The organism is Nitrincola schmidtii (assembly GCF_008973715.1).
Lineage (GTDB): Bacteria > Pseudomonadota > Gammaproteobacteria > Pseudomonadales > Balneatricaceae > Nitrincola > Nitrincola schmidtii.
In genome coordinates this window covers 1-3,244 of record NZ_WBOL01000028.1, presented here as the reverse complement: position 1 = coordinate 3,244, position 3,244 = coordinate 1, and the positions used below count along the sequence as shown (strand labels likewise).

The following is a 3,244-nucleotide window of genomic DNA, read 5'->3' as shown; positions in this document are numbered from 1 at the left end:
AAATCCATCTGAATCGCTGTTGATTCCTCCGTGTAAGCTCGTCTTCCAAATCCATGTGGTAGACGGTCAGATAATTTTAGGGGTATGCTCTTTAGAAAGCATGAGGGTGAACTTGAAAACGAGAAAAGGCCAGCTGAAAGCTGACCTTTTTGTAAGTGGAATTGTGAATCAGACAAGGGTTAAAGCTTGACGTTCAAGACGGTATCTGACCCCGATCTTCCTGTTTTAACTGTATTCATTAAATTACCATTTCTAGGCAGTAAGCCCACTTTTAAGCCTAACGGCTTGAACACTTTACTCATCACACTCACAGTCAACTGTGCACGGTCTAGTTCGATATCTGACAGGGTTCGTCGACTAATGCCTACCAATGCTGCATATTGATCCTGAGTCAGCCCCAACACCTCTTTACGCAAGTATCGCAATAAAGCACCTTCTGTTATCTCACCATCGTAAAGTCGTTGAAGAGCCTCCATCAATGCCGTTTCTCGATCTAGCCCTGTGGTTTTTTTCATAACAACCCCCACCGGCTTAAACGCTGTTCAATAGAATTCATTCCCATCACCCTGCTCAAAAGGCGCACCCCATTTCATCGTCCTGATGACACCTTCAGGGTCAGCCCTCATCGGCGCAAAGTCATACACAGGTGCAAGGGTGATTCCCGATGCTTTCTTTATGAACGCCGTATTCCGCCCATGATTATCTGAATTACCAAAGATGACATTCAGCAAATCTCTTTTTAACCATTCACTGATAAACTGCTGCTGATCAAATTTAGCAGATCCATTCAGTACCTGTTGCTGGTTGGCAAGCTTTGCAACTAACTGCCGCAATACGTCAAAATGATTCAAAAAACTACCCGCTTCTTTTTCAAGCACAGAATAAACAGACTCCAAACCATAACGTTCTTGCTGGTTTTGGTTGAAGGCGATATCAAATCGAGGAAGCCATAAGGATGGGTAACGACTACCTTCAATTAAGCGCATATTTTTTGTAGAGATCGTCTCAACACCCAAATCGGTTAACTCATGATAGAAGTGGTATTCGGCACGCAAAATATCACAATCGATCGACGTCATGTTTCCGCGTGGAAACTTAACGAGATAAGATGCATCCTGATTTAAAGGATCATCTTGCCACGTATCTATCCAAACCTCGTCATCCATAGAGCATCTCAGCAAAAGCTTAGGAGCTTCACCACACGCACCCGTAGCACCACCACTCACAGCTCCCATTTCTTGGGCATAATCTAGAAAATCCACCTGCCTTTCTATGACATCAGCAATATCGAATCGCTTTTTGTCTAAGGTAGAAAAATCAGCTTTTGAAGGTAAAGAGTTGTGAATGCGAAGATTACCGACCGGAGCGATCGTGCAAGTTTTCAGCAATATACTGTCTTGAGCACCCTGAGGTAGATGGCTAATACCTAAACGATTGACCCAAAAACGACGACTCGCACCAGATGGCACAATGTCTTCTAAAAAACCAAACCATTGATTTGACCGGTGATGAAACATCAATTCAATGGGTAAATTTATACTACAAGCAAAACGGTCATCCCTAAACATCCAATCAAGGGCGTAATCCTGTAGATACATTAAACGTGTAGGACTTAAGCGTCCCTGTTCAGGATTAAGTAGGTGCAATACTGCGGCGTGATGCCACTGTCCAGAATGATAAATGTCGACATGCAGTTCCATTTTCGACCTACTTTGGGAATATATTTTCTCAAAATATAGCAAAGTGATAGAAAATTGAGAAATATTATTCTCAATGAAAGCTTGAAATGTTTTGTGGTTTACTCACCCAATCGATACTTAACCTGTCCATCGTTGAAACGTGTTTCAGTTAAGGTCACTCGATCGCCCACCGTTAACGACTGTCGTAACACCAAAACCCGCGTATGTTCGCCAGAGGGAAGTTCAATACGTGCCGTTGTCATACTCACTTGGTTGCCGGTTCTAAAGGACTCGGCCTCGCCAGTATTTACCTCGACCACAACACCTTGTACCAATTGCGTTGAAACGATGTCTGATTCTTTTGCTGGCGACCAAAAGAAAACCACCGCAACAATTAAAATAAGTAACGGAAAAATGGTACGAACCAATCTGAAATTATGGGGATATTGGCTAGCCATGGTTAATCATACCCTGAAATAGAATAAGGGTTCAGAAACTGCCGACGCCACATCAAACACCAATCCAACTCGATTCGTTATCTCGAAATTTAAAAGTCATCCTTAACTACCTTTTGGGGTTTGCGAGCGCTTTTTGGCAAGAGTGCCAGTTTTTCCTCAACATGCTTAACTTGCATCACTATGCGACTGAGTTCACTCTCAAACAAACTCACTCCGACGATCCGAGCAACTTCAAATGTCGCCCCTATCTCACATTTTGGGTCTGCTTTTTCAATACGCGACAGCATTCCTCTTGAAATACCTGCACGATCAGCGACTTCCTGGGCACTCATCTTTTTTTCAAGTCTAGCTACACGTATCAACCCCGCAAGCAAAGACAAAGCTTCAGCAGTATAAGTCGAATAAGCTCTAGTAATAGATTTCGGCATATTGATCTACATATGATACAAATAGATACATTATGATCTATATATGAATCATATTAGTCAGTTGCACATATTTTGTAAATGTTTATCCTAGAAGGTCTTACGAGACAGCAACAGAAAGAAACAAAAACCTAACCCGCTTATCAACAGGCTGCAATGCCACCACATCCTGCATCAACTGACGCAGCATTATTAACGCCTCTTCATCACATTGAGTCGATGCTGGCAGCCTAACCAGAACGTCGAAATTTTCATACTCTTCCAATGCATCCAGCAAACAATCAAAAGCGGCGTCCCAATTGTGGCCAAAATAGTCAGGGAAATGGAAAGTATCGGACAGTGCTTGCAAAATGGACGACTTATCTACGACAGGAAACGATGTAAAATCCAGTTCAAGGTCAGCAGATACCTGTTCGCTCTGTGTTAACTCATAAACACCTGAAATCATTGGTAGATTCATGATGAGCGGCCCCTAGATATTCATTAGGAAATGCAACAACCATCAAAAAATAAGCTGTTTTTTGTGTAAGTAATTTTTAATTTGAGCGAATGTGGTAATCAAATACTCTTGTATCTTACTCAACGGTTACATTATGTTTGTACAGGCATAATGAACCTAGGTGAGTGAGGATGTTTTACTCTTGGGCGGTTCAACCTGTGGGTCAGATTATTCCCTCACCTT

At 42.3% G+C, this 3,244-nt stretch carries 5 protein-coding genes; all 5 read right to left on the bottom strand.

Annotated elements, in window-relative coordinates; translation table 11 throughout:
- Positions 1–179 precede the first annotated feature (179 nt).
- The gene (locus F7R24_RS14540) at positions 180–515 is read right to left on the bottom strand and encodes a helix-turn-helix transcriptional regulator (RefSeq protein ID WP_151671987.1); all 336 of its coding nucleotides are present in this window, start codon (positions 513–515) and stop codon (positions 180–182) included.
- A gap of 27 nt (positions 516–542) precedes the next feature.
- The gene (locus F7R24_RS14535) at positions 543–1,700 is read right to left on the bottom strand and encodes a type II toxin-antitoxin system HipA family toxin (RefSeq protein ID WP_151671986.1); all 1,158 of its coding nucleotides are present in this window, start codon (positions 1,698–1,700) and stop codon (positions 543–545) included.
- Positions 1,701–1,798: 98 nt separating this feature from the next.
- On the bottom strand, positions 1,799–2,137 hold the full coding sequence (locus F7R24_RS14530; RefSeq protein WP_151671985.1) for a hypothetical protein: 339 nt from the start codon (positions 2,135–2,137) through the stop codon (positions 1,799–1,801).
- 89 nt (positions 2,138–2,226) lie between these two features.
- Entirely contained in the window at positions 2,227–2,565 is a 339-nt protein-coding gene (locus tag F7R24_RS14525; protein WP_151671984.1) for a helix-turn-helix transcriptional regulator, read from the bottom strand.
- A gap of 97 nt (positions 2,566–2,662) precedes the next feature.
- The gene (locus tag F7R24_RS14520) at positions 2,663–3,022 is read right to left on the bottom strand and encodes a barstar family protein (RefSeq protein WP_206057574.1); all 360 of its coding nucleotides are present in this window, start codon (positions 3,020–3,022) and stop codon (positions 2,663–2,665) included.
- Positions 3,023–3,244: the final 222 nt, after the last annotated feature.